The sequence below is a fragment of the Acinetobacter sp. ACNIH2 genome, from assembly GCF_002934965.1.
Lineage (GTDB): Bacteria > Pseudomonadota > Gammaproteobacteria > Pseudomonadales > Moraxellaceae > Acinetobacter > Acinetobacter tandoii.
In genome coordinates, this window is the sequence record NZ_CP026412.1 from 791,883 (window position 1) to 815,091 (window position 23,209).

Consider the following 23,209-nt stretch of genomic DNA (forward strand, 5'->3'; position numbering starts at 1 on the left):
TGAAAAGCCCTCAATCCTTACAAAGTTTGAGGGCTTTTTTATGCGAATACAGAGATGACTTCTAAAATCTTAAATTAAACCAATTCAATAATATCAATGGTGGGTGGAACGCGAAATCGAAATGGAACACCGACCATTCCAGTACCGACTGTCACAAACACATCAGCATGTTCATGGTTATACAGTCCTCGTTTATGTCCGAGAATAGAGACTTTTTTCATCACATAATCAGTTAACCATGGTAATTCCACTTGTCCACCATGCGTATGTCCCGACAACATTAACGGACGATTCGGTAGTTTTGGAACCATATCCACTGTATCTGGGTTATGAGAGAGAATCACCCAAGGTTTATCTTGGGGTAAATCTGGCAGATAACGCATATCGGCTTTTCCTGCCCACAAATCGCCCACCCCAATTAAACGAAATTCATCAAATTCAACAATCTGCCCTTCAATATCAATGACATCATTCACACTGAGTGCATGGCTCAATAAAGCCTGTATCGGCGGACCAGGATATTGCTCATCATGATTTCCATATACAGAATAAACAGGAGCTTGAATTTTTTTTAAGGGTGCCAATTCATCAGCCAAAGTATCTTCTGGTTCATATGTCCAATCCCCTGCCACCACCACCAAATCTGGCTGCTGCTGATTGATTTTCTCCACGATTATTTTTAGTTGTCGTTCATGTCCTGAAAACAAACCGATATGTAAATCAGCCACCAAGGCTATTTTCACAGGCTTTTGAATTCGGCTTCCAGCATCCAATTGATATCGTGTTGTTTTGACTTGAACACAATGTGGCTCTACAAAGCGTGCATAAAGTAAAACGATACTCAGCAAGAATACAAACCCTGCTTCATGTAACGAATAATAGCCACTCCAGCCAGCATAAAGACTAAATACAACCAAAGGCCAGAGTAAATAAGACAAATAAAACGCAAGTAAATGCACAAATGCTTTAAATGGATGGATCGTTTCTGTATGCGACTGGCTATGCCATGCCTGTGCAATTGCCCAAAATGCAATCAACACGAAACTTCCATAAAAAACGTAAATCATTGAGTCTGTTGTCAATATCATTACTCACTATACCAATTACTAATTCTCTATTTTTATTTATCTTTTCATAGCTGACAATTATACTCAAACCAAATCTAGCGATCATAATAGTGTGATGAGTATAATAGACCCGAACAATCACGTCGTGCAGCGTCAGATGTCTGTCATTAAAAAGAAGACCTCATCCAAGGCAGTAATTTTACTTTGTAGCAGTTTATTATTCGGTTTGCCTGCTTGCTCGACTCTCCCCCAATATACGCCACAACCTGTAGTCAATTCATTTGATATTGACACTTCTCATACATCATTAGCCAAAATTATTGATCCACTCCGTGAACAAAATCCGAATTTAACTGGTTTTCATGTCCTGAATGATCCCTTGGAGGCTTTGGCTGCACGGATTCACTTAATCGAACGTGCCGAAAAAACCTTAGATTTACAATATTATATTTGGGACAACGATAAAATTGGTGCCATCGCTTTGCATGCGATTATTCAGGCGGCTGATCGTGGCGTCAAAGTTCGCATGCTCATAGATGACAATAATGCGGGCAAAATGGAAGGCATTTATTTAGCATTAGCACAGCACCGCAATATCGATGTCAAACTGTACAATCCTTATGGTTTCCGTAATTTTCGTGCGATGGATATCTTGCTGGATTTAAAACGTGTCAATCGACGCATGCACAATAAGAGCTTTATTGCCGACAATCAAATTGCGCTGATTGGCGGACGGAATATGAGTAATCAATATTATAATGTCAGTGATCATTATCAGTTTTCTGATGTAGATGTCATGTTGGTCGGCACAGCTACGGATGAAATTGCATCATCTTTTGATGAATACTGGAATGATGCTTATGCCTATCCGGTCAATCAAATTGTTGACCCACAAAAATACACCTTACGCTATGAAGGTTTAAAACAACAAGTCACCGAACACTATGCCGATACTGCGGTACAAAATTACCTCGATTTAGCCAATCGCTCACAAGCTTTTGAGCAATGGCTGGATCATAGTATTAAGTTTGACTGGGTCAAAGCCAAAGTCGTGAAAGATTCTCCCAACAAAACACGCGATAAAGCGACACCAGAAGATTACTTGAATCACCAACTCATTTCGTATTTAGAAACGCCAAACTCAAGTTTAGACATTGTTTCCGCTTATTTTGTTCCTGAAAAAAAAGGGGCAGATGTTCTCGAAAAAATTTCGCAAAAAGGGGTTCAGGTTCGAGTATTGACCAATTCCTTCATTGCCAATGACGTGGCTTTGGTACATGCCTTTTACGGAAAATATCGCCAAGACCTTTTAGAAAACGGCGTACAAATGTATGAGTTTTTGGCGGCCCCTGAACAAGAAAACTGGTATCGCAACACTGAAGAGCTTTCACAAAAAGCCAAAATTAGTTTAAGAGGACTCAGCCATTCTAGCTTACATGCGAAAATGTTAGCGATTGATGAAAGCCAAGTGTTTATTGGTTCTTTTAATTTTGATCCACGTTCAGCATATCTCAATACCGAGATTGGGGTAATTTTAAATAGTCCACCTTTGGCTAAAGCAGTACATGAAACCATGGACCAAAATCTGTCGAAATACGCCTATAAACTGGTTTTAGATGCCAATAATAAAATTAATTGGCAACTGACCCACCCTAATGGAAATGTTAAAACTTACACGACAGAACCTAAAATGAAGTGGTGGCACAAAGTAGGAGTTAAGTTTATTTCTTGGTTACCTGTAGAAGGCTTTATGTAAGCCCCTTGCTTCCAACTGTGCTTAAATCAAAGCACGGTTGGATGTTGCGGGTACCGTATGTAACACTCGTTGATGTAACTGCGCTAAACCTACGTTCATTTCACGTTGTACGGTTGCAGTTAAACTGTCAACCGTGTGTCCTTCGGTATCAATCATCGGTAAAGTTAATAAATGTGCAGTCACTTTCGGCATTTCCAACACATTTTTAATATGATCGACAAAGCTGATTTCGCCAATAAACGGCGCCACCATATCTAACTCCCCTTGCTGATTCACATAACAAATTACGCAGACCTGAACAGGTCGCTGCGCTTCAATCGCTGCCCCCAAAATTCGACCATGTACTTTTTTAATCCGTGTACCATCAGAAGTGGTTGCCTCAGGAAAAAACAAAACAGGAATATCTTGTTTAAGAAAGTGGGCAATCTGTTCACGAATTTTGATTGAATCTCCCGAACCTCGTTTAATAAACAAAGTTCCACCCGCTTTAGCCAGTTTTCCAAATACAGGCCATTTTTCAATTTCAGCCTTAGCCAAAAAGAATACGCGCGCCCCAGAACCTAATACGGCAATATCGAGCCAAGAAATATGATTACTGACCCACAAAGCAGGTTCACGCGGAATCGCACCATGCACTTCAACTTCAAGATTGAACACCTTACATAATTGACGGCAAAAATACTGAACGTAGCGGGTATTATTGGCATTGTTCGGGTCTTTATATAAACCATGACGAGCAACCAGATAAAATCCTTCCGAAACCACACCTAAGCCAGCACTGAGCTTTCGACCATACAAGAACAGCTTGGAAATTGGATTCAATGAAGACGTTTGAGCAGCTGAATTTTCTTTCATATATTTTGACTAACCAGCAAAACCTTGTGAGTATTTGATGAACTTTGCTTCATTCTATACGGTTCATTCCCCACATGCATTGATTATAAAAACCGAATGTGAACATTACAAAATCCAATTTTAATTCGAATGGCAACTTCATTATGATGGTTTTATAAGCATTAAAATGAATAGGTGTAACATATGCGAACTCATACACCACCTCAAAAATCCAAGTCATCTCATCACTGGTTACATACACTACAAGTGGTCATCGGCTTTAGTATTCTGTATTTTGCTGTCATCATTCTGTTTGCAAAATTATTTGCTGCCACGTTATAAAGCAACGAATCTCAAGCATCTCGGCCCTTTTTCCACTAGAATAGAATTTTAAAGTGGAGAAATGGCTGAGTGGCAAATTTAAAACGTCATCAAGGTGGTGAACGCATTATTCTGGTCAGCGTTTCCGTGCAAATGCTGGAAAATCTTGATGCCGAAGAATTCAATTTGCTGGCTCAATCGGCTGGTGCTGAAATCTTGACACATATACACGCACAGCGGGTTAAACCCGATGCCAAACTTTTCATTGGCTCAGGCAAAGCCGAAGAAATTGCTGAACTTGTTGCAGAATATGAAGCCGACTTAGTCATTTTTGACCATGCATTAACGCCTGCACAAGCCCGTAATCTCGAATATATCCTCAAATGCCGTGTGGTTGATCGGAATGAATTAATTCTGGATATTTTCGCTCAACGTGCGCGTACCTTTGAAGGTAAGCTACAAGTTGAATTGGCTCAATTACAACACTTATCCTCCCGTTTAATTCGCAGCCGCGGAACCCTAGACAGTCAAAAAGGCGGGATCGGTTTACGTGGCCCTGGTGAAACCCTACTCGAAACAGATCGTCGTCTTTTAAAAATTCGCATGGGGCAACTCAAAGCCAAACTCGATAAAGTTCGACAAACTCGTCTGCAAGGTCGTGTTGCACGCCAAAAAGCGGCTGTTCCAACCGTATCTTTAGTTGGCTATACCAATGCGGGAAAATCCACCCTCTTCAATGTTTTAGCCAATAGCGATGTTTATGCGGCTGACCAACTGTTTGCGACCTTAGATCCAACATTACGTCGACTTTCATGGGAAGGCATTGGTACTGTAGTTTTGGCGGATACCGTTGGTTTTGTACGGAATCTTTCTCATTCTTTAGTCGAATCATTTAAAGCCACTTTAGAAGAAACACTAGAAGCCACCTTGTTACTTCATGTGATTGATTCAAGCAGCCCAGAAATGTTGGAACAAATTGAAGCAGTTGAAAAAGTACTCAAAGAGATTGGAGCCGATGTTCCTGTTCTTCGGGTCTACAACAAAATTGACCAAAGTGCTGAAGATGCAAAAATTATCTATAGCAAGCCTAACTGCCCTGAACGTGTTTATGTCTCAGCCCATACAGGACAAGGCATCGAGTTGTTACAACAAGCGGTACATGAATGTTTGATGGGACAAATTCAAAACTTCGATCTGACACTGAAACCCGCTTATGGAAAACTACGTACCCAACTCTATACCCTCAATGTGATTCAATCCGAACATTATGATGATGAGGGTAATCTACATCTAAATGTAAAAATTGCACCTGCAAAATTGGAACAACTGATTCGTCAAGCACATTTACCACTCGATCAAATTCTGGGAGAAAAAGCAAGCATGTTCCAGAGAACGCTAGAGGAGTTTGAAATCAAACCCTAAATCGGTTAAAACGTGATAAGTAAAATTTTTTAGTGTAATGACAAATCATGGATTGGGTAAAAAGTATTGATTGGCCAGCATGGATGGGTACACTTTTTTTAATTATTGGGTTCCGTGAATGTGCGGTCTGGATCATGACGCAGTTCAATCATCCTGAATTGGGTAATTTGATTGGATTAATTAGCTTATTAGTACTGCTTTTGCTCTGGCGTAAGTTCCGCAAAGTCCCTGCCCGACTAGTCGATACCAATAATAAAATCATGAAAGAAAGCGCCTTTGCCTTTTTACCGATTAGTGCAGGCTCTTTACTTATGTTAGTTCATATGGGCAGTGAAATTCCGCTATTTGTCGTGGTTCTGGTGGTGAGTACGCTTATTCCTCTCTGGGTTTACGCCAAAATGGCAAAGCACTGGCTATAGGAAAAGCACATGTTCTCAATTCTCTCTGGTTTTCTCATTACACTTATTGCCTATCTATGTGCCAAACCAATCAATAAAAAGATTCCACAAATTCCCGTGATTGTCATCGGCATGTTTTTTGTTATAGGTTTACTGTTTTTATTCGGCATTCCCTACGAATCCTATATGCAGCAAACCAATACCATCTTTAGTCATTTACTCGGCTATGTCACGGTTGCACTTGCCATTCCTTTAGCTGCCATGCGTTATGATGATTTACCCCCTAAAGCCATTATCAGTATTTTGGTTTTTGCAAGTATCAGCGCAGTTGCACTTCCTATGGGCTTGGCGTATTTGTTACATATGGCCGATTCAACCATCATGGCCTTTGCTACCCGTGCTGTAACCACCCCGATTGCCATCAATATTGCAACTTTATTGCACGCACCAGTCACGCTAGTGATTCTAATTGTCATTTTATCGGGTGTGATTGGCGCAGCATTTTCTCCACTCATCTTACGCCATATTAATGATGAACGTGCGTCAGGGCTGGCGCTAGGGCTTGCTGCACATGCGATTGGCACAGCTCAGGCTTGGCAACGAGGTAGTATTGCAGGACGCTATGCCGCATTTGGCATGGCCGTAAATGCCGTTTTTACAGCAATTTGGCTGCCAACTTTTATACTTTACCTGCAAAATATGTGATCAACAAAACATTCCAAAGGTTGTTTTGTACAGAAAACAGCCCTAAGATAGATTTTGTTTAGTCGATTAAGTCAGCAAAAAGGAATTTATGATGGGAAAAGCTAAATTAATCAGCGCACTTGTTCTATCTGCTTTTAGTAGCATGGCTTTTGCAGAAGATATTTCAGGAACATGGAAGAACATTGATGACAAAACTGGCTCTTCTAAAGCCGTTTTAGAAATTCGTCAGGAATCAAATGGTACCTATACAGCCAAAGTTGTAAAGGTAACACCACGCCCAGGCTATACACCTAAAGACACCTGTATAGACTGTCCTGCACCTTATACCAACAAGCCAATTTTGGGGATGGATGTACTCAAAGGTTTAAAGCATGAAGAAGGTTTAAATTATTCTGGTGGTAAAATTATTGACCCACTTTCAGGGAAAATTTACAGTACCAAAGCCAAAATGAGTGCTAACGGTAAACGTTTAACCTTACGTGGATATGTCGGTGTTTCTGCATTAGGTCGTAGCCAAACTTGGATTCGCCAAGAATAAGAAAGCACACAAAATCAAACCGCCAAATAGGCGGTTTTTTTACATCTAAACCAATTATCTTCAAATTTCAAGCATATTGACTCCATAGTTTACCAAATCTTAACATTTTCATCGAGATACACGATAAAGTGAGCGTCCATATCCCAGCGATATAACAATGTATAAGGTTTTTACATTAATAGGGAATACATGAAAAAAATCATCTCTTTAAGCATCTTCACAGGTTTAGTCATCGCGAGTACTGCTGCTCTAGCACAAGATATCTCAGGCACTTGGCAGCAAATTGACGATAAAACAGGTTCACCCAAGGCAGTGATTGAAATTCGGAAGGAATCCAATAATACCTTTACAGGAAAGATCACCAAAATTACCCCCCGTCCAGGTTATACTCCACGTGAGCGCTGCAACAATTGTCCAGCACCATATACCAATCAGCCAATCTTGGGGATGGAGATATTAAAGGGACTTAAACAAGTCGAGGGGACAAACAATTACGAAAAAGGACGCGTGATTGATCCTCTGTCTGGTAAGTTTTACGATGCGAAAATGAAACTAAGTGCAACAGGCAAACGCCTGTCTTTGCGTGCCTATTTGGGCGTTTCAGCTTTAGGACGCAATCAAACTTGGTTAAGAATTGAATAAGCGCTTATTAAAAAATGGATTGGGCAGTTTCAGCTCAATCCAACATGATTTCCAACGCACTCTAAGCAAATAAAATCAATCATATATCCAATAAATAAACTATAAGTTCTCACTTGAACCGTTGTTTCCCTATTGTGCACATCCAACTTACCCACCATATTTTAATGAAGAGAAACAACGTCAATTATTTCTAATGGATATAAAGTAGAAGAAATGTCGTTTTAATCACTTTTGGCTTTAATAATTTATAAGATACTGTTTTTAATAGACATAATTCAAGAATATAGCAATATATGCTGATCAGTCTGGAAATTCACAAGCCGTCATCGAAATGACTAAACAATCTGACAATACTTCTGGTACTGAGATACATTTCATTAAATGACTTGGCTATTCTCCAGCACTTAGCGATGTAAATTCCCCAGCCCCTTATGCCATTTCACTAATATTAAGAACGACTATTCTGAAGGGACTCAAAATGTTCAAGACTCATCTAGCCACAATTAAGGTCCTATAATTGATCCATTCAATAGTCAAATTTATGATGCCAAGATGAAACTCAATCCTTCAGGTATATGCTTATCATTATGTGTCTATATGGCTTCATCTATTTGGGGGCGCAGTCAGACTTTGGGAAGCATCCAACAAAGTCAAAAAAAGCCACGAAATCGTGGCTTTTTTTTTTTCAATTCATCACTGGATTATCGACTGCAAAAAGCTCTTGGTCTTCCAGACGATACGCCAATAATTGATTACCCCAGACACACCCTCCATCTACATTTTGGATATGCGGATTAATGGTTCGACCTTGTAAGGCTGCCCAATGACCAAAAATGACTTGATGGGTTTCTGCTGCTTTCGAATCAAATTCAAACCACGGCTGAAATCCTTCAGGCATTGGATCATCCAGTGCATCTTTAAAGCTAAATTCCAAGCGACCTTCTGCATTGGTCAAACGCATCCGCGTGAGATAGTTGGTAATGCAACGTAAGCGAGCATTTCCATTTAACTCATCCGACCATACATCAGGTTGCGTGCCGTACATCTCTTGTAAGAAGGCATCCATCACAGCAAAGTCTTCATGACCAATGACTGCTTCGACCTCTTTCGCCAAAGTAGCCGTTTGTTCAGCTGTCCAAATACATGGAATACCCGCATGAGTCAAAATAGTCTGTTCATTCGGAAACAAGCAAAGCGGTTGCTTACGTAACCAGTCAATCAAATCATCACTATCAATGGCATCAATTACATCTCGGGTACGGTCTTTATCTTTTACTGATTTCAAGCCGCGTGCACATGCCAAAAGCGTTAGGTCATGATTACCCAACACTGTCGCAGCAGAACCTCGTTCCACCAGTTTTTTAATAAATCGTAATGCCCCAATTGAGTTTTCTCCACGCGCAACCAAATCACCTGCAAACCAGATAAAGTCTTGATCGGGGTCAAACTGAATTGACTTCAATAAGGCCTTTAAGGCTTCAAAACAGCCTTGCACATCTCCAATGACATAATTGTAACGTGGCATGATAATTACACCATTTGATCTGCTAGAGCCACGAATTGAGCCAAGCTTAATGTTTCAGGACGTGCCATTGGATCAACACCTGCTTGCTCAAAACCATCCTCACGTAACATGCCTTTTAAGCTATTACGTAAAGTTTTACGACGCTGAGTAAAAACATGCGATACCAAACGTGCCAGTGCCTTTTCATCTTTGGCTATAATCGGCTTGACTGCATACGGTTCTAAACGAAATACCGCAGAGGTTACTTTAGGTGGCGGGTTAAATGAGCCCGGTGGCACTTCAAACAAGAAGGTTGGTTTACAGAAATACTGAATCATTACCGACAAACGACCATACTCTTTGCTATTTGGCGAAGCCGTAATACGGTCAACCACTTCTTTTTGTAGCATAAAGTGCATGTCTTTAACTTTGTCACCAAACTCCAAGAGATGAAACAAAAGTGGGGTCGAAATGTTATACGGCAAATTACCTACCACACGTAAAGGACGACCCTCTTGAAATAAGTTGGTGAAATCGTATTTCAGTGCATCAGTTTCAATAATGGTTAAACGTTCAGGATGTGGCACACGCCCCGGCAAACCTGCCGCCAAATCGCGGTCTAATTCTACAACCGTGAGTGCGTCACACTCGCCAATTAATGGAGAGGTTAATGCTGCCAAACCAGGACCAATTTCCACAATATTATCACCAGAGCGCGGTGCAACTGAACGTACAATTTTGGCAATCACACGTTGGTCATGTAAGAAGTTTTGCCCAAAACGCTTACGCGTATGGTGCCCTTCATCTTTAGGGTTTAAGGCATTAATTTGATACATAAATTTTTCCAACGTGAGTTAATCACTAAACATTAGTGACGAGCTAATTCTAACGCTAAATCAACAGCGACCTGTAAGCTTGAGCTTTTCGCAAGACCTGTGCCTGCGAGGGAGAGAGCTGTGCCATGATCGACTGAGGTACGAATAAAGGGTAAGCCCAAAGTAATATTAATGGCTTCACCAAACCCCTGCGATTTTAACACAGGTAAGCCCTGATCGTGATACATCGCCAAAACGGCATCGGCATCTTTTAAATTTTCAGGAGTAAATAAAGTGTCAGCAGGCAAACTCAGGCTCATATTGATGCCTTGAGCACGATAGCTTTCCAGCACAGGATTAATCACCTCAATTTCTTCCATACCTAAATAACCGTTCTCCCCTGCATGCGGATTTAAGCCGCACACTAAAATGTGGGGATGCTCTTTTTTGAATTTGCTTTTTAAATCATGAATTAAAATATCAATGACTTGATGTAATCGTTCTTTGGTAATCGCATCAGGGACAGCTCTTAAGGGTAAATGGGTTGTGGCAAGCGCAACACGCAAAGTTTTGGTTGCAAGCATCATCACCACACGATCAACACCAGCAAACTCTTGGTAGTATTCGGTATGTCCACTGAAATGAATTCCTGCCTCATTAATCACGGATTTTTGAACAGGTGCAGTCGCTACCCCGACACTTTTCCCAGACATTGCATACTCTGCTGAACGACGAAGTTGCTCTAAAACATAAGCTGAATTTTGAGGATTGAGCTCGCCTAAAACTACAGGTTGACTTAAAGCGACATGCTCCACATAAAGCTGACCGAGATGCGATGAATTTTCTTGACCAGAATACTCAATCAGCTCAATAGCAAGACCTAAGCATTCTGCACGTGCACGCAATAAATTGAGATCCCCTAGGACTACAAGAGGACGCTCATCTATACGCCCTGCAAGGCTCAAGCAAATATCTGGACCAATTCCAGCAGGTTCACCACTAGTGATATACAAAGGAAGCATACTGAACTCAAAGAAAATGCGCGTCACTCATTATACAACGTCTATTTCGAGATAGAGGAATAACAAAGCCTATCGCTGAAACTTGTTTATTCCAATTCTAATCATACGTTTAGCAATTGGCTGAAAACCTTGTTACAGGATTAGTTTGAACTATAAAACCCATTAATAAATAATGAAAAACTATTTCACTATTTTTTTGTTCTTCAAAATATCCAAATCTCTACAGACACTCCATCCGCTTATTTATATTTTTATAAAAGAATAAACTTTGATCTCTTCCTTTATATAGGGAAATGCCTTAGAATACGGCTCTTGAAATTTTATATTTTCATTTGTGATTCTTAACGTATTCGTTTAGAATCGCGTCTCCTTTTGTTTGGACAGATTCCATAGTCCAAACCAACTATAATAGGTAGTGGTTTAATGAAAACTCTCAGCGCTAAGCCTGCTGAAGTTCAACACGACTGGTACGTTGTTGATGCTTCTGGCAAAACTTTAGGTCGCCTTGCGACTGAAATCGCTCGTCGTCTACGTGGTAAGCACAAGACTTCTTATACTCCTCACGTTGACACTGGCGACTATATCGTTGTAATCAATGCTGAAGAAATTCAAGTGACTGGTAAAAAAGCACTTGATAAAAAATACTATCGCCACACTGGCTTCCCTGGTGGTATCCGTGAGACTAACTTTGAAAAGTTAATCGCTCATAAACCTGAAGCAGTTTTAGAAAAAGCTGTTAAAGGTATGTTACCAAAAGGTCCTCTTGGTTACGCAATGATCAAGAAAATGAAAGTGTATGCAGGTACAGAGCATCCACATGCTGCTCAACAGCCACAAGTTTTGGACATCTAAGGGATACAGCACATGGCTACTAATTATGGTACAGGTCGCCGTAAGACCGCAACTGCACGTGTTTTCTTGTCAGCTGGTACAGGCAAACTCGTAATTAACAACCGTACTCTTGAGCAATATTTCGGTCGTGAAACTGCTCGTATGGTTGTTCGTCAACCTTTAGAACTTCTTGAAGTTACTGAAAAGTATGACCTTTACATCACTGTTGCTGGTGGTGGTATCGGTGGTCAAGCTGGCGCTATCCGTCACGGTATTACTCGTGCATTGATCGCTTCTGACGAAACTTTAAAACCTGCTCTTCGTCAAGCTGGTTTCGTTACTCGTGATGCTCGTGAAGTTGAACGTAAGAAACTTGGTTTACGCAAAGCTCGTAAACGTCCTCAATTCTCTAAACGTTAATTCGTTTACCGAATCGGACCAAAAACCTCGGATTTTCCGAGGTTTTTTATTTGAAGCAAAGCTATAACTGTTTAGAATAAATCCCTCAATGCATCACCACCACTCAACTTCATGGTTTCAGTAAATTGATGATTTTTATGAATGAAGGCATTACATCTTCCCTCACCTTTTAATCCAGCATTTATATCAGTCCATCATTTTAAATAGTCACTACACATCTTTTGATGACATAGTATGGTTTAATCCACTAACACCACAAACTCAAAATGACCAGTCAGAGTAGTCATCTTCCCTTGTATAATCGACCATCTCATTAGTGAATTCAGTTAGCATCTTTTTTTAAAAATAGAAATCGAATCTACATTCCCTACTAAATGCCCCAAACACAATTGTGAGATGAGAGTATTTCATGTGTTTTTCTATCTTCAAGTTGATTAGAAAATAAATCTATCCTTTAGCAGCATATTATTCAGCTTGGCGTGCTTTCTAACGCTAATTTTAGTATTCTATATGATCAATCAAAATTTTTTGGACTTATGTCTTTAGAAAATCCTGCGACTCCCATTCAGGGGATTACACTTTACAGTCATGCTGATGATTTTCGCTCGCATTGGATTCGTTATGTGCTTGCCGAAAAACAAATTAAATTTAATCTCATCCTGTTAGATTACGATGATGAAGACCTCGCAAGTCTAAATCCTTATCACCAACTTCCAATGTTAATTGAAAATGATCTTAAATTATTTAATACCAACATCATTTCCGAATATTTAGATGACCGTTATCGTCAAAATAAGTTGTACGCTGATGCACCGGCTCCACGTGCTGAACAGCGTCAATATATTTGGCGTTTTGAGCAAGATTGGTTGAAGTTAGCTGATATTATGCTTCGTCATCCGGATAGCCTCAATAAAAATGATAGCGCAAAAGCACAAAAGCGATTGAGAGATACGTTGATTTCTCTTACACCATTATTCCAACATTATCCTTATTTTATGTCGGATAACTTTACAATTTTAGATTGTATGTTAGCCCCCATTTTCTTACGCTTAGATTCTATGGGAATAGAATTACCGCATAAATTGTGTCGCCCAATTCTTTTATACTGCCAACGTATTTTTCAACGCCCTGCATTCATCAAATCCTTGACCTTGCAGGAAAAAAATCGTTATAGCAAGTTTTTATCTTCGCCACCGAGTAAACCATAATGTCTGAACAGGAAACTAACTTATCTCCTACCCGTCCATATTTGGCTCGTGCTATCTATGAATGGATTTGTGATAACAATCTAACACCATATTTATTGGTCGATGCTACACAACCAAACACTATGGTCCCTGAACAATTCATTCAAGATGGGCAAATCGTCCTCAACATCGTACCGCATGCAGTACACCAACTACATATGAGTAACGATGCTATTACCTTCTCTGCACGTTTTGGTGGTGTATCTCGTGATATTTATGTGCCACTATATGCAGTATTAGGTATCTATGCACGTGAAAATGGGCAAGGCTTATTTTTTGATCCAAATGAATATGAAAATGTTAAAATTCAGCAAGATGATTTAAAATCAGAACCTGAACAAAACCAAGAACAACCCAAGAAAAAGCCAAGCTTGAGGTTATTAGATTAAAACAAGAGGAAGTAATATGGCTTTTGACTTAGTACAATATTTTGCAGAGCAAATTCACATTCAAAAGCCAGAGCTTCTGAATCAATATCAGTCGAGTGAGCGTAAAGCACATATAGCAGAAATCAATACGCTCAGTCTTGCCAAACTAATTACCTTATGGCGTAAAGACGAAAATAAACTCTATCAAGAAATTCAATCCCAAGAACAACTGTATATTATCGATGTTGCACGACATCTCACCACTTCGGATCAGAATCACTCCACTTTAGAGAAAGCTGAATTTGAACATACGATTACTGAAGTTTTGTCTTTACAGTTAGCCGAATTAAAACAATTAGATGATACTGGTCATTATGGCATTAAAGGCTTACGTGAACTAATTACAGGACAAGTCGAACACTTATCTGGGCAAGCAGCCGACTGGATTTGGTTAACAAGTGAGCTAATAGAGCTAAAAGGATCTAAACCGATGCCCGAAGAAGAGCTATCATTAGAGGAAACTATGAAGGAGTTTAATCAAATGGTTCATCAAAGCAATATTGTAGAGCATCATGAACAAGTGACTGAAGTTGAAAAAACTGTAGTTCCAACTTGGGCTAAAATTTTAGAACCTGTTGTTGCTTTAGTCATTTTATGGGTACTTTATTCTGCTGCAACTCAGATGTTTGCATAAGATATGACAAGAGAGTGTGGTCAGATCATCACGGCACTCTCTTTTTTATAAAAATAATAATTTAGACTGAATTATTCATCAATTTATCTAATTAGCTTCCGTTTGTATATTTAATTGCTTGGTAAAATTTACACATTGTTACACTTCTATTGTAGTCATATTATGACAATCAAATATATATGGTTATTCATATTCCCACTTGGATTCTGAGAAATAAATCACATTTAAGCCGAGCGTAATAATCGGATATTTACCAAAATTGTCACATGACTTTTTTGGGAAAAATAATTTCTGTTGATAATATTTTAGTGCCATTCATATAATCAAATGGATTTGATACCAAGTTAAATCAGTCCCAAAAATCCAAAAAAACATAAGAGAATCAATATGGCTAGAGTATCATTAGAAGTATTATCAGAAATTGATGGTTTCCATGCCGCTGCCTTAGTCGATGGGGAAAGCGGTTTGGCTTTAGCAACACAAGGCGGTGGTGACATTGATCTTGAGTTAGCAGCAGCAGGAAATACCGAAGTTGTACGTTCAAAACGTCGTGTTGCAAATGCACTAAATTTGAATGACTCAATTGAAGATATATTGATCACCCTCGGTAAACAATATCACCTGATTCGACCATTAGAAGGTAATGAAAAACTCTTTTTATACCTTGTGTTAGAGCGTTCCAAAGCAAACCTTGCAATGGCACGTCATGAACTTAAAAGTTATGAGAAAGGTTTAGATTTCTCATGATTCATCATCCCCCCTTTTTAAATTGTCCAAAAGAAAAAGGGGGATTACCGTTTCAACTTATTAGATGTGTAGAGATAGTATGACAGAGCAATATCTTAATATTGCGATAACTGGTTTAAGTATTCATCATTCAGAAGAACTCAAGACCCAGCTACGTAATCTCATTCCACAAGAATATAAAATTAAATGGAGTACAGCTGCAGACCCTACTATCGATTGCTTATTTATACATGAAAATTTTTATGAAACTGACGGTATTCAAAAAATAATTCAAAGCCGTAATTTTCCTTGGTTAAAAATTACCAAGAATAATAACAATGAGAATATCCTTCAGGAAAATACCTTATCTCTACCCATTGTTAATCCACAGAATTTTTCTGACTGGATTTTACAACATCTACTCAAAACAACACTCGATAACCCACACGATCATATTTTTGAAGTTAATCCTAAGAAAACTCCTTATAAACTTGAATATTTTAGTAAGATGCTCGACAAAGAACGTAACTCAAAACTCCATCTTTTTGATACTTTAGGCACAATTGCAATTATCGATGTCCAGAAAAATATTGCTTGGCTCAATACTGAAAGAGAACAAGCTTTTACGGATTCAGGTTTTGGCTATGACATTGCCAGCACCAGTAACTTTATGAAAGTTTCAAGAAAACAAACTTATCTTTTAAATGACTGGTTGTGGCAATTTTTTTGGGATTCCCCTTTATTTTTAAAAGAAATTGCACCTGAAGATGGGCATTTTAAGATTCATATGTGGCCAAAACCCTCTCAAAATCTAGATCGGAAAACAATATTCCAACTCTCTAGCTGTTTTATTCAAGGTGGGAAAGTTTCAAAAATTGCAAATCAATTGAATATTCCTTTAGAAACAGTGCAGAGATTCATAGCTGCCAATATTGCAACGAATAATCTTTCCAGAATCAATATTTGGGATAAGCACTTTAATCCACCAGAGACTCCAATAGTATCCGAAGATACTGGATTCATTAAAAGTTTCTTTGGAAAATTAAGAAAAAAATTGGGGATATAGGACAATATTATGATCTTACAACGATTCAAAATTGTTTTCGCAGGCGGTATGGGAGCTGGTAAAACTGAAGCCATTAAATCATTATCAGAGATTCCCGTGTTGCAGACTGAGGCTTTTAATACAGATGCTCAACGACATAGCAAAATGGAAACTACGGTGGGTATTGATTACGGAGAAATAACCCTAGAGGATAATGTCACCATAGGGCTCTATGGAACACCAGGTCAGAATCGTTTTGATTTTATCTGGTCCGCGATAACCAAAGGGGCAATCGGTGCGGTGATTTTGATCGACCATCATTCTGACAATTCTATTCAGGAACTCGAAAGCTACCTAGAAACTTTCCAAAACTTCACTGACAACATTGCAATTGGTATTACCCACACCGATCTCATCACCGAAAACTCAAAATCTACAGGGATTTATAAAGACTGGCTATTAGAAAATGACTTGTTTTCGCCACTATATTTTATTGATGCACGTAAGAAAGACGATGTACTGTTATTATTAGAGGCGTTAATCACATCCATTGAAATTAACTCCAATATTGCCAATTAATTTGAATAGAGGTTTGATATGTTTACTCTAGAACAAAGCCGTACAGCACCTAAAGAGTTGATTCAATTTGCCAAAGATGAAATTTACGACTTAATGATGAATGTTCGGGGCGTCAATTATGTGATGCTTTGTAGTACTGATGGCTTTGAACTCGCCCATGTCCATAAAAAAGATAGTTACAATAGCACTAAACTAGCAGCCGTGAGCAGCTCTATACTTGCTATGGTTGCAGCATTTATGAATGAAATTCATTTGGAAGGCTGCCAATCCATTACTTTAGATGCGGAGAATGGCAAAGCTATTCTTACTTCTATTCCGTCAACCAAGCATCCAATGATTATTGTGACTTTGACTGAAAAAGACGTACTATTAGGACAGCTCCTTTATACATTAAAAACCGCCAGTAATCGTATTTCAGACTTTTAATCCTTAATTAAGAAATAGCCTTAAAGTTAGAAGCAGGGACTTTAAGGTTATCTATACTAATCTTGAGCTATTTTGAACGTATTTTTTAAACTAGTTATTATTCATTATTTTCCATATAAAAAAACACCCCCTTCTTATTAGAAGGGGGTGTTTGAATTAATGAGCTGGCGATGACTTACTCTCACATGGGTAACCCCACACTACCATCAGCGCTAAGAGGTTTCACTTCTGAGTTCGGGAAGGGATCAGGTGGTTCACTCTTGCTATTGTCGCCAGCACAACTGTTTATGGACTTGTTCAGGTTTTATGCTCAGATCATTTGATCTTGTTGCTACCCTACTTGGTACCAAATGAGTTATTAACGGATTAGTTAACTGAGTCGAATTTTATGTTCTAGCTTTCACTAAATCAAGTTTTTTGTTTCAGATCAGGGTTAACTGATCTTTTATGAATCGATTATAAGCTTTAAATACAACTGCTTGGGTGTTGTATAGTCAAGCCTCACGAGCAATTAGTATTGGTCAGCTTCACATATCACTATGCTTCCACATCCAACCTATCAACGTCGTAGTCTTCAACGGCTCTTTAGAGGACATAAAGTCCTAGGGAAATCTTATCTTGAGGTAGGCTTCCCGCTTAGATGCTTTCAGCGGTTATCCCTTCCGAACATAGCTACCCGGCGATGCGACTGGCGTCACAACCGGTACACCAGAGGTTCGTCCACTCTGGTCCTCTCGTACTAGGAGCAGATCCTCTCAAATTTCCAGCGCCCACGGTAGATAGGGACCGAACTGTCTCACGACGTTCTAAACCCAGCTCGCGTACCTCTTTAAATGGCGAACAGCCATACCCTTGGGACCTGCTTCAGCCCCAGGATGAGATGAGCCGACATCGAGGTGCCAAACACCGCCGTCGATATGAACTCTTGGGCGGTATCAGCCTGTTATCCCCAGAGTACCTTTTATCCGTTGAGCGATGGCCCTTCCATACAGAACCACCGGATCACTAAGACCTACTTTCGTACCTGCTCGACTTGTGGGTCTCGCAGTTAAGCGCGCTTTTGCCTTTATACTCTACGCGTGATTTCCGACCACGCTGAGCGCACCTTCGTACTCCTCCGTTACTCTTTAGGAGGAGACCGCCCCAGTCAAACTACCCACCAGACATGGTCCTCGTCCCGGATAACGGGACAGAGTTAGAACCTCAACATTACCAGGGTGGTATTTCAAGGACGGCTCCATTGGAACTGGCGTTCCAACTTCAAAGCCTCCCACCTATCCTACACAAGTAAGGTCAAAGTTCAATGTCAAGCTGCAGTAAAGGTTCACGGGGTCTTTCCGTCTAGCCGCGGGTACACTGCATCTTCACAGCGATTTCGATTTCACTGAGCCTCTGCTGGAGACAGCGCCGCCATCATTATGCCATTCGTGCAGGTCGGAACTTACCCGACAAGGAATTTCGCTACCTTAGGACCGTTATAGTTACGGCCGCCGTTTACTGGGGCTTCGATCAAGAGCTTCGCTTACGCTAACCCCATCAATTAACCTTCCAGCACCGGGCAGGCATCACACCCTATACGTCCACTTTCGTGTTTGCAGAGTGCTATGTTTTTAATAAACAGTTGCAGCGGCCTGGTTTCTGTGGCTGCCAATAGCTCAGGGAGCAAGTCCCATCACCGTCAGCAGCGTACCTTCTCCCGAAGTTACGGTACCATTTTGCCTAGTTCCTTCAGCAGAGTTCTCTCAAGCGCTTTGGTCTACTCGACCTGACCACCTGTGTCGGTTTCGGGTACGATTCCTGTGTAACTGAAGCTTAGAGACTTTTCCTGGAAGCATGGTATCAGCCACTTCACTGTACAAGTACAGCTTGCTATCAGTTCTCAGCATAGAGTACCCCGGATTTGCCTAAGATACATGCCTACAACCTTCCACCTGGACAACCAACGCCAGGCTGACTTAACCTTCTCCGTCCTCTCATCGCATTACACAGAAGTATTGGAATATTAACCAATTTCCCATCGACTACGCCTCTCGGCCTCGCCTTAGGGGTCGACTCACCCAGCCCCGATTAACGTTGGACTGGAACCCTTGGTCTTTCAGCGAACGGGTTTTTCACCCGTTTTGTCGTTACTCACGTCAGCATTCGCACTTCTGATACCTCCAGCATACTTCTCAATACACCTTCATCGGCTTACAGAACGCTCCCCTACCACTTGACTAATGTCAAATCCGCAGCTTCGGCACATAGTTTTAGCCCCGTTACATCTTCCGCGCAGGCCGACTCGACTAGTGAGCTATTACGCTTTCTTTAAAGGGTGGCTGCTTCTAAGCCAACCTCCTAGCTGTCTATGCCTTCCCACATCGTTTCCCACTTAACTATGATTTTGGGGCCTTAGCTGGCGGTCTGGATTGTTTTCCTCTTGACTACGGACGTTAGCACCCGCAGTCTGTCTCCCGGATAGTACTCATAGGTATTCGGAGTTTGCATCGGTTTGGTAAGTCGGGATGACCCCCTAGCCGAAACAGTGCTCTACCCCCTATGGTATTCGTCCGAGGCGCTACCTAAATAGCTTTCGGGGAGAACCAGCTATCACCAGGCTTGATTAGCCTTTCACCCCTATCCACAAGTCATCCCCTGGCTTTTCAACGACAGTGGGTTCGGTCCTCCAGTTAGTGTTACCCAACCTTCAACCTGCTCATGGATAGATCGCCTGGTTTCGGGTCTACACCCAGCAACTAAACGCCCTATTAAGACTCGATTTCTCTACGGCTCCCCTATACGGTTAACCTTGCTACTGAATGTAAGTCGCTGACCCATTATACAAAAGGTACGCAGTCACCGAACAAGTCGGCTCCCACTGCTTGTATGCATGCGGTTTCAGGATCTATTTCACTCCCCTCACAGGGGTTCTTTTCGCCTTTCCCTCACGGTACTGGTTCACTATCGGTCAGTCAGGAGTATTTAGCCTTGGAGGATGGTCCCCCCATATTCAGACAAGGTTTCACGTGCCTCGCCCTACTCGACATCATCATGTAAGCCCTTTCGTGTACAGGACTATCACCCACTATGGTTGCACTTCCCAGAGCATTCCACTAAAACTTACATGACTTAATGGGCTTTTCCCCGTTCGCTCGCCGCTACTGAGGGAATCTCAATTGATTTCTTTTCCTAAGGGTACTGAGATGTTTCACTTCCCCTCGTTCGCCTTGCAACACTATGTATTCATGTTGCAATACCTACCTTATAGTAGGTGGGTTCCCCCATTCAGAAATCTCCGGATCAAAGGATATTTGCCGCCTCCCCGGAGCTTATCGCAGGCTATTACGTCTTTCATCGCCTCTGACTGCCAAGGCATCCACCACATGCACTTAATTACTTGACTATACAACCCCAAACAGTCGTTATTACCTACAAGTAGTAATAAGACAGTGATCAATGATCGCTCATTCATCTCTTACAGTTTGTTGTCCGTGCACTTAAGCACTGTACAGCTTCAATCTAAATTCATATACCAAAACGCTTGATTCAGTGTTTTTGCTAGTTCTCAATCAACTTAGATCAAAGAATTACTTCTTCTCTCTTCGTCATTGAGTGAACAATTTATTTCAGACTCAATTTTCTAATCTGTTAATGATTAACTACAGCCTCGTCAGCTTGCAGTAAACTGTGATAAATCACAGAAGTTAACAAGACGCGCATATTACGCTAACTTCTTATTAATTTCTATAATCTAAGACTTCGTTTGCTTGTTTCTTAGCTCATTGCAATGCAATGTGATGGTGGAGACTAGGAGAGTCGAACTCCTGACCTCCTGCGTGCAAAGCAGGCGCTCTACCAACTAAGCTAAGTCCCCAGCTTATCAATAAGTCAATGTTTCTGATCTTCCGTACTTCGTCAGTAGTGGTGGGTCTGACAAGACTTGAACTTGTGACCCCACGCTTATCAAGCGTGTGCTCTAACCAACTGAGCTACAGACCCTCAGATACATCGTCATGAAGAACAACTTGTTGTGGATTCTTACCAATCGTCAATCTTTCGTTAAGGAGGTGATCCAGCCGCAGGTTCCCCTACGGCTACCTTGTTACGACTTCACCCCAGTCATCGGCCACACCGTGGTAACCGCCCTCTTTACAGTTAGGCTAGCTACTTCTGGTGCAACAAACTCCCATGGTGTGACGGGCGGTGTGTACAAGGCCCGGGAACGTATTCACCGCGGCATTCTGATCCGCGATTACTAGCGATTCCGACTTCATGGAGTCGAGTTGCAGACTCCAATCCGGACTACGATCGGCTTTTTGAGATTAGCATCCTATCGCTAGGTAGCAACCCTTTGTACCGACCATTGTAGCACGTGTGTAGCCCTGGTCGTAAGGGCCATGATGACTTGACGTCGTCCCCGCCTTCCTCCAGTTTGTCACTGGCAGTATCCTTAAAGTTCCCACCCGAAGTGCTGGCAAATAAGGAAAAGGGTTGCGCTCGTTGCGGGACTTAACCCAACATCTCACGACACGAGCTGACGACAGCCATGCAGCACCTGTATGTAAGTTCCCGAAGGCACCAATCCATCTCTGGAAAGTTCTTACTATGTCAAGACCAGGTAAGGTTCTTCGCGTTGCATCGAATTAAACCACATGCTCCACCGCTTGTGCGGGCCCCCGTCAATTCATTTGAGTTTTAGTCTTGCGACCGTACTCCCCAGGCGGTCTACTTATCGCGTTAGCTGCGCCACTAAAGCCTCAAAGGCCCCAACGGCTAGTAGACATCGTTTACGGCATGGACTACCAGGGTATCTAATCCTGTTTGCTCCCCATGCTTTCGTACCTCAGCGTCAGTATTAGGCCAGATGGCTGCCTTCGCCATCGGTATTCCTCCAGATCTCTACGCATTTCACCGCTACACCTGGAATTCTACCATCCTCTCCCATACTCTAGCTGACCAGTATCGAATGCAATTCCTAAGTTAAGCTCAGGGATTTCACATCCGACTTAATCAGCCGCCTACGCACGCTTTACGCCCAGTAAATCCGATTAACGCTCGCACCCTCTGTATTACCGCGGCTGCTGGCACAGAGTTAGCCGGTGCTTATTCTGCGAGTAACGTCCACTCATCAAGGGTATTAACCTTAAGAGCCTCCTCCTCGCTTAAAGTGCTTTACAACCAAAAGGCCTTCTTCACACACGCGGCATGGCTGGATCAGGCTTCCGCCCATTGTCCAATATTCCCCACTGCTGCCTCCCGTAGGAGTCTGGGCCGTGTCTCAGTCCCAGTGTGGCGGATCATCCTCTCAGACCCGCTACAGATCGTCGCCTTGGTAGGCCTTTACCCCACCAACTAGCTAATCCGACTTAGGCTCATCTATTAGCGCAAGGTCCGAAGATCCCCTGCTTTCCCCCGTAGGGCGTATGCGGTATTAGCATTCCTTTCGGAATGTTGTCCCCCACTAATAGGCAGATTCCTAAGCATTACTCACCCGTCCGCCGCTAAGCTAAGGTGCAAGCACCCTCGCTCCGCTCGACTTGCATGTGTTAAGCCTGCCGCCAGCGTTCAATCTGAGCCATGATCAAACTCTTCAGTTTAAAATCAATAGTGCTTTATTCTAAACACCAAATCTGGCTCATCAATTTTCTGACATTAATTTCTCAAATAAACTTCGAGTAATTTCTACCATCAATCAATGAAAATAATTTCGATCAATCAATCAGTAAAAATCCACACAAGTTGTTCTTCATAATCTCTTAATGATCTTCTCGATGATTCGTCATCATCAAGCTAGGTCGGCTATGTTACTCTAATCTAAATCAAAGTCAACAGGTAATTTCGATATTTTTAAAACTCATTCAATCAATCTA

21 protein-coding genes, 2 tRNA genes and 3 rRNA genes are annotated in these 23,209 nt (G+C 41.3%); 16 read left to right on the forward strand and 10 right to left on the reverse strand.

Translation table 11 applies throughout. The annotated features are described in order from the left end of the window. Positions 1-74 precede the first annotated feature (74 nt). A complete protein-coding gene (locus C3F34_RS03665) occupies positions 75-1,088 on the reverse strand; it encodes a metallophosphoesterase (protein WP_416333099.1) in 1,014 nt (337 codons plus the stop codon). Positions 1,089-1,224: 136 nt separating this feature from the next. Between C3F34_RS03665 and C3F34_RS03670 the strand changes: the two genes are divergently transcribed. Beyond that, positions 1,225-2,823 (forward strand): phospholipase D family protein, encoded by a 1,599-nt coding sequence (locus tag C3F34_RS03670; protein WP_104442287.1) that lies wholly within the window; start codon positions 1,225-1,227, stop codon positions 2,821-2,823. A 21-nt stretch (positions 2,824-2,844) separates the two neighbouring features. Here the strand turns inward: C3F34_RS03670 and C3F34_RS03675 are convergent, their stop codons facing one another. Continuing rightward, the gene (locus tag C3F34_RS03675; protein WP_104441100.1) at positions 2,845-3,678 is read right to left on the reverse strand and encodes a lysophospholipid acyltransferase family protein; all 834 of its coding nucleotides are present in this window, start codon (positions 3,676-3,678) and stop codon (positions 2,845-2,847) included. Between the two features lie 183 nt (positions 3,679-3,861). Here C3F34_RS03675 and C3F34_RS20245 point away from each other — a divergent pair, with 183 nt between their 5' ends. The 6 genes from C3F34_RS20245 (at position 3,862) to C3F34_RS03700 (ending at position 7,683) form a co-directional block, all read left to right on the forward strand. Then, on the forward strand, positions 3,862-3,999 hold the full coding sequence (locus C3F34_RS20245) for a hypothetical protein (protein ID WP_158654331.1): 138 nt from the start codon (positions 3,862-3,864) through the stop codon (positions 3,997-3,999). Between the two features lie 132 nt (positions 4,000-4,131). Further along, the gene (gene hflX / locus C3F34_RS03680; RefSeq protein ID WP_416333155.1) at positions 4,132-5,400 is read left to right on the forward strand and encodes a ribosome rescue GTPase HflX; all 1,269 of its coding nucleotides are present in this window, start codon (positions 4,132-4,134) and stop codon (positions 5,398-5,400) included. A 47-nt stretch (positions 5,401-5,447) separates the two neighbouring features. Further along, complete coding sequence (locus tag C3F34_RS03685; RefSeq protein WP_044739242.1) at positions 5,448-5,819, forward strand: membrane protein; 372 nt, start codon at positions 5,448-5,450, stop codon at positions 5,817-5,819. Between the two features lie 9 nt (positions 5,820-5,828). Then, positions 5,829-6,503, forward strand: coding sequence for an LrgB family protein (locus C3F34_RS03690; protein ID WP_016165401.1), 675 nt, complete (start codon positions 5,829-5,831; stop codon positions 6,501-6,503). Positions 6,504-6,594: 91 nt separating this feature from the next. After that, a complete protein-coding gene (locus C3F34_RS03695; RefSeq protein ID WP_044739240.1) occupies positions 6,595-7,041 on the forward strand; it encodes a DUF2147 domain-containing protein in 447 nt (148 codons plus the stop codon). Positions 7,042-7,230: 189 nt separating this feature from the next. Continuing rightward, entirely contained in the window at positions 7,231-7,683 is a 453-nt protein-coding gene (locus C3F34_RS03700; RefSeq protein ID WP_044739239.1) for a DUF2147 domain-containing protein, read from the forward strand. Positions 7,684-8,368: 685 nt separating this feature from the next. Here C3F34_RS03700 and C3F34_RS03705 read toward each other — a convergent pair. From C3F34_RS03705 to pdxA, 3 genes are read right to left on the reverse strand one after another with little or no spacing between them, the layout of a single operon-like run. Next, positions 8,369-9,208 (reverse strand): symmetrical bis(5'-nucleosyl)-tetraphosphatase, encoded by an 840-nt coding sequence (locus C3F34_RS03705; RefSeq protein WP_016165404.1) that lies wholly within the window; start codon positions 9,206-9,208, stop codon positions 8,369-8,371. 5 nt (positions 9,209-9,213) lie between these two features. Continuing rightward, positions 9,214-10,023 carry a 16S rRNA (adenine(1518)-N(6)/adenine(1519)-N(6))-dimethyltransferase RsmA gene (gene rsmA / locus C3F34_RS03710; RefSeq protein WP_044739238.1) on the reverse strand — a complete coding sequence of 270 codons (810 nt, stop codon included), beginning with the start codon at positions 10,021-10,023 and terminating at the stop codon, positions 9,214-9,216. Positions 10,024-10,055: 32 nt separating this feature from the next. Further along, positions 10,056-11,024, reverse strand: coding sequence for a 4-hydroxythreonine-4-phosphate dehydrogenase PdxA (pdxA, locus tag C3F34_RS03715; RefSeq protein WP_104441103.1), 969 nt, complete (start codon positions 11,022-11,024; stop codon positions 10,056-10,058). 423 nt (positions 11,025-11,447) lie between these two features. On the opposite strand from pdxA, the gene rplM reads away from it, so the two are divergent. The 9 genes from rplM (at position 11,448) to C3F34_RS03760 (ending at position 17,360) form a co-directional block, all read left to right on the forward strand. Further along, the gene (gene rplM, locus C3F34_RS03720; RefSeq protein ID WP_004695096.1) at positions 11,448-11,876 is read left to right on the forward strand and encodes a 50S ribosomal protein L13; all 429 of its coding nucleotides are present in this window, start codon (positions 11,448-11,450) and stop codon (positions 11,874-11,876) included. A 12-nt stretch (positions 11,877-11,888) separates the two neighbouring features. Beyond that, positions 11,889-12,275 carry a 30S ribosomal protein S9 gene (rpsI, locus tag C3F34_RS03725; protein ID WP_004695095.1) on the forward strand — a complete coding sequence of 129 codons (387 nt, stop codon included), beginning with the start codon at positions 11,889-11,891 and terminating at the stop codon, positions 12,273-12,275. A gap of 536 nt (positions 12,276-12,811) precedes the next feature. Then, a complete protein-coding gene (locus C3F34_RS03730) occupies positions 12,812-13,483 on the forward strand; it encodes a glutathione S-transferase N-terminal domain-containing protein (RefSeq protein ID WP_104441104.1) in 672 nt (223 codons plus the stop codon). Continuing rightward, complete coding sequence (locus C3F34_RS03735) at positions 13,483-13,911, forward strand: ClpXP protease specificity-enhancing factor (protein ID WP_016165408.1); 429 nt, start codon at positions 13,483-13,485, stop codon at positions 13,909-13,911. Before C3F34_RS03730 ends, C3F34_RS03735 begins: the two co-directional genes overlap by 1 nt. A 16-nt stretch (positions 13,912-13,927) precedes the next feature. After that, positions 13,928-14,584, forward strand: a complete 657-nt coding sequence (locus C3F34_RS03740; protein WP_104441105.1) for a hypothetical protein — start codon at positions 13,928-13,930, stop codon at positions 14,582-14,584. Positions 14,585-14,971: 387 nt separating this feature from the next. Further along, positions 14,972-15,331 (forward strand): hypothetical protein, encoded by a 360-nt coding sequence (locus tag C3F34_RS03745; protein ID WP_044739234.1) that lies wholly within the window; start codon positions 14,972-14,974, stop codon positions 15,329-15,331. A gap of 79 nt (positions 15,332-15,410) precedes the next feature. Further along, a complete protein-coding gene (locus tag C3F34_RS03750; protein ID WP_044739336.1) occupies positions 15,411-16,376 on the forward strand; it encodes a hypothetical protein in 966 nt (321 codons plus the stop codon). A 9-nt stretch (positions 16,377-16,385) separates the two neighbouring features. Then, positions 16,386-16,934 carry a GTP-binding protein gene (locus tag C3F34_RS03755; RefSeq protein ID WP_044739233.1) on the forward strand — a complete coding sequence of 183 codons (549 nt, stop codon included), beginning with the start codon at positions 16,386-16,388 and terminating at the stop codon, positions 16,932-16,934. 18 nt (positions 16,935-16,952) lie between these two features. Beyond that, positions 16,953-17,360, forward strand: coding sequence for a roadblock/LC7 domain-containing protein (locus C3F34_RS03760; RefSeq protein ID WP_044739232.1), 408 nt, complete (start codon positions 16,953-16,955; stop codon positions 17,358-17,360). A gap of 162 nt (positions 17,361-17,522) precedes the next feature. Here the strand turns inward: C3F34_RS03760 and rrf are convergent. The 5 genes from rrf to C3F34_RS03785 all read right to left on the reverse strand — a co-directional run bounded on the left by rrf (position 17,523) and on the right by C3F34_RS03785 (position 22,936). Further along, positions 17,523-17,637: ribosomal RNA gene (rrf, locus tag C3F34_RS03765) — 5S ribosomal RNA — on the reverse strand. Between the two features lie 213 nt (positions 17,638-17,850). Beyond that, positions 17,851-20,742, reverse strand: a 23S ribosomal RNA gene (locus C3F34_RS03770). Positions 20,743-21,137: 395 nt separating this feature from the next. Further along, positions 21,138-21,213 (reverse strand) — tRNA-Ala (locus C3F34_RS03775). A gap of 48 nt (positions 21,214-21,261) precedes the next feature. After that, positions 21,262-21,338, reverse strand: a tRNA-Ile gene (locus C3F34_RS03780). A 61-nt stretch (positions 21,339-21,399) separates the two neighbouring features. Continuing rightward, positions 21,400-22,936: ribosomal RNA gene (locus tag C3F34_RS03785) — 16S ribosomal RNA — on the reverse strand. Together the 16S, 23S and 5S rRNA genes with 2 tRNA genes alongside form the textbook arrangement of a ribosomal RNA operon. Positions 22,937-23,209 lie beyond the last annotated feature (273 nt).

Excerpts from the sequence above, each read along its gene's own strand:
- rplM (WP_004695096.1), top strand. The coding sequence starts at position 11,448 with ATGAAAACTCTCAGCGCTAAGCCTGCTGAAGTTCAACACGACTGGTAC.
- C3F34_RS03740 (WP_104441105.1), top strand. The coding sequence starts at position 13,928 with ATGGCTTTTGACTTAGTACAATATTTTGCAGAGCAAATTCACATTCAA.
- C3F34_RS03695 (WP_044739240.1), top strand. The coding sequence starts at position 6,595 with ATGGGAAAAGCTAAATTAATCAGCGCACTTGTTCTATCTGCTTTTAGT.
- C3F34_RS03685 (WP_044739242.1), top strand. The coding sequence starts at position 5,448 with ATGGATTGGGTAAAAAGTATTGATTGGCCAGCATGGATGGGTACACTT.
- C3F34_RS03730 (WP_104441104.1), top strand. The coding sequence starts at position 12,812 with ATGTCTTTAGAAAATCCTGCGACTCCCATTCAGGGGATTACACTTTAC.
- C3F34_RS03750 (WP_044739336.1), top strand. The coding sequence starts at position 15,411 with ATGACAGAGCAATATCTTAATATTGCGATAACTGGTTTAAGTATTCAT.
- C3F34_RS03670 (WP_104442287.1), top strand. The coding sequence starts at position 1,225 with ATGTCTGTCATTAAAAAGAAGACCTCATCCAAGGCAGTAATTTTACTT.
- C3F34_RS03755 (WP_044739233.1), top strand. The coding sequence starts at position 16,386 with ATGATCTTACAACGATTCAAAATTGTTTTCGCAGGCGGTATGGGAGCT.
- C3F34_RS03735 (WP_016165408.1), top strand. The coding sequence starts at position 13,483 with ATGTCTGAACAGGAAACTAACTTATCTCCTACCCGTCCATATTTGGCT.
- C3F34_RS03760 (WP_044739232.1), top strand. The coding sequence starts at position 16,953 with ATGTTTACTCTAGAACAAAGCCGTACAGCACCTAAAGAGTTGATTCAA.
- rpsI (WP_004695095.1), top strand. The coding sequence starts at position 11,889 with ATGGCTACTAATTATGGTACAGGTCGCCGTAAGACCGCAACTGCACGT.
- C3F34_RS03690 (WP_016165401.1), top strand. The coding sequence starts at position 5,829 with ATGTTCTCAATTCTCTCTGGTTTTCTCATTACACTTATTGCCTATCTA.
- rsmA (WP_044739238.1), bottom strand. The coding sequence starts at position 10,023 with ATGTATCAAATTAATGCCTTAAACCCTAAAGATGAAGGGCACCATACG.
- C3F34_RS03745 (WP_044739234.1), top strand. The coding sequence starts at position 14,972 with ATGGCTAGAGTATCATTAGAAGTATTATCAGAAATTGATGGTTTCCAT.
- C3F34_RS03665 (WP_416333099.1), bottom strand. The coding sequence starts at position 1,088 with ATGATATTGACAACAGACTCAATGATTTACGTTTTTTATGGAAGTTTC.
- C3F34_RS03675 (WP_104441100.1), bottom strand. The coding sequence starts at position 3,678 with ATGAAAGAAAATTCAGCTGCTCAAACGTCTTCATTGAATCCAATTTCC.
- C3F34_RS03700 (WP_044739239.1), top strand. The coding sequence starts at position 7,231 with ATGAAAAAAATCATCTCTTTAAGCATCTTCACAGGTTTAGTCATCGCG.
- C3F34_RS20245 (WP_158654331.1), top strand. The coding sequence starts at position 3,862 with ATGCGAACTCATACACCACCTCAAAAATCCAAGTCATCTCATCACTGG.
- hflX (WP_416333155.1), top strand. The coding sequence starts at position 4,132 with ATGCTGGAAAATCTTGATGCCGAAGAATTCAATTTGCTGGCTCAATCG.
- pdxA (WP_104441103.1), bottom strand. The coding sequence starts at position 11,024 with ATGCTTCCTTTGTATATCACTAGTGGTGAACCTGCTGGAATTGGTCCA.
- C3F34_RS03705 (WP_016165404.1), bottom strand. The coding sequence starts at position 9,208 with ATGCCACGTTACAATTATGTCATTGGAGATGTGCAAGGCTGTTTTGAA.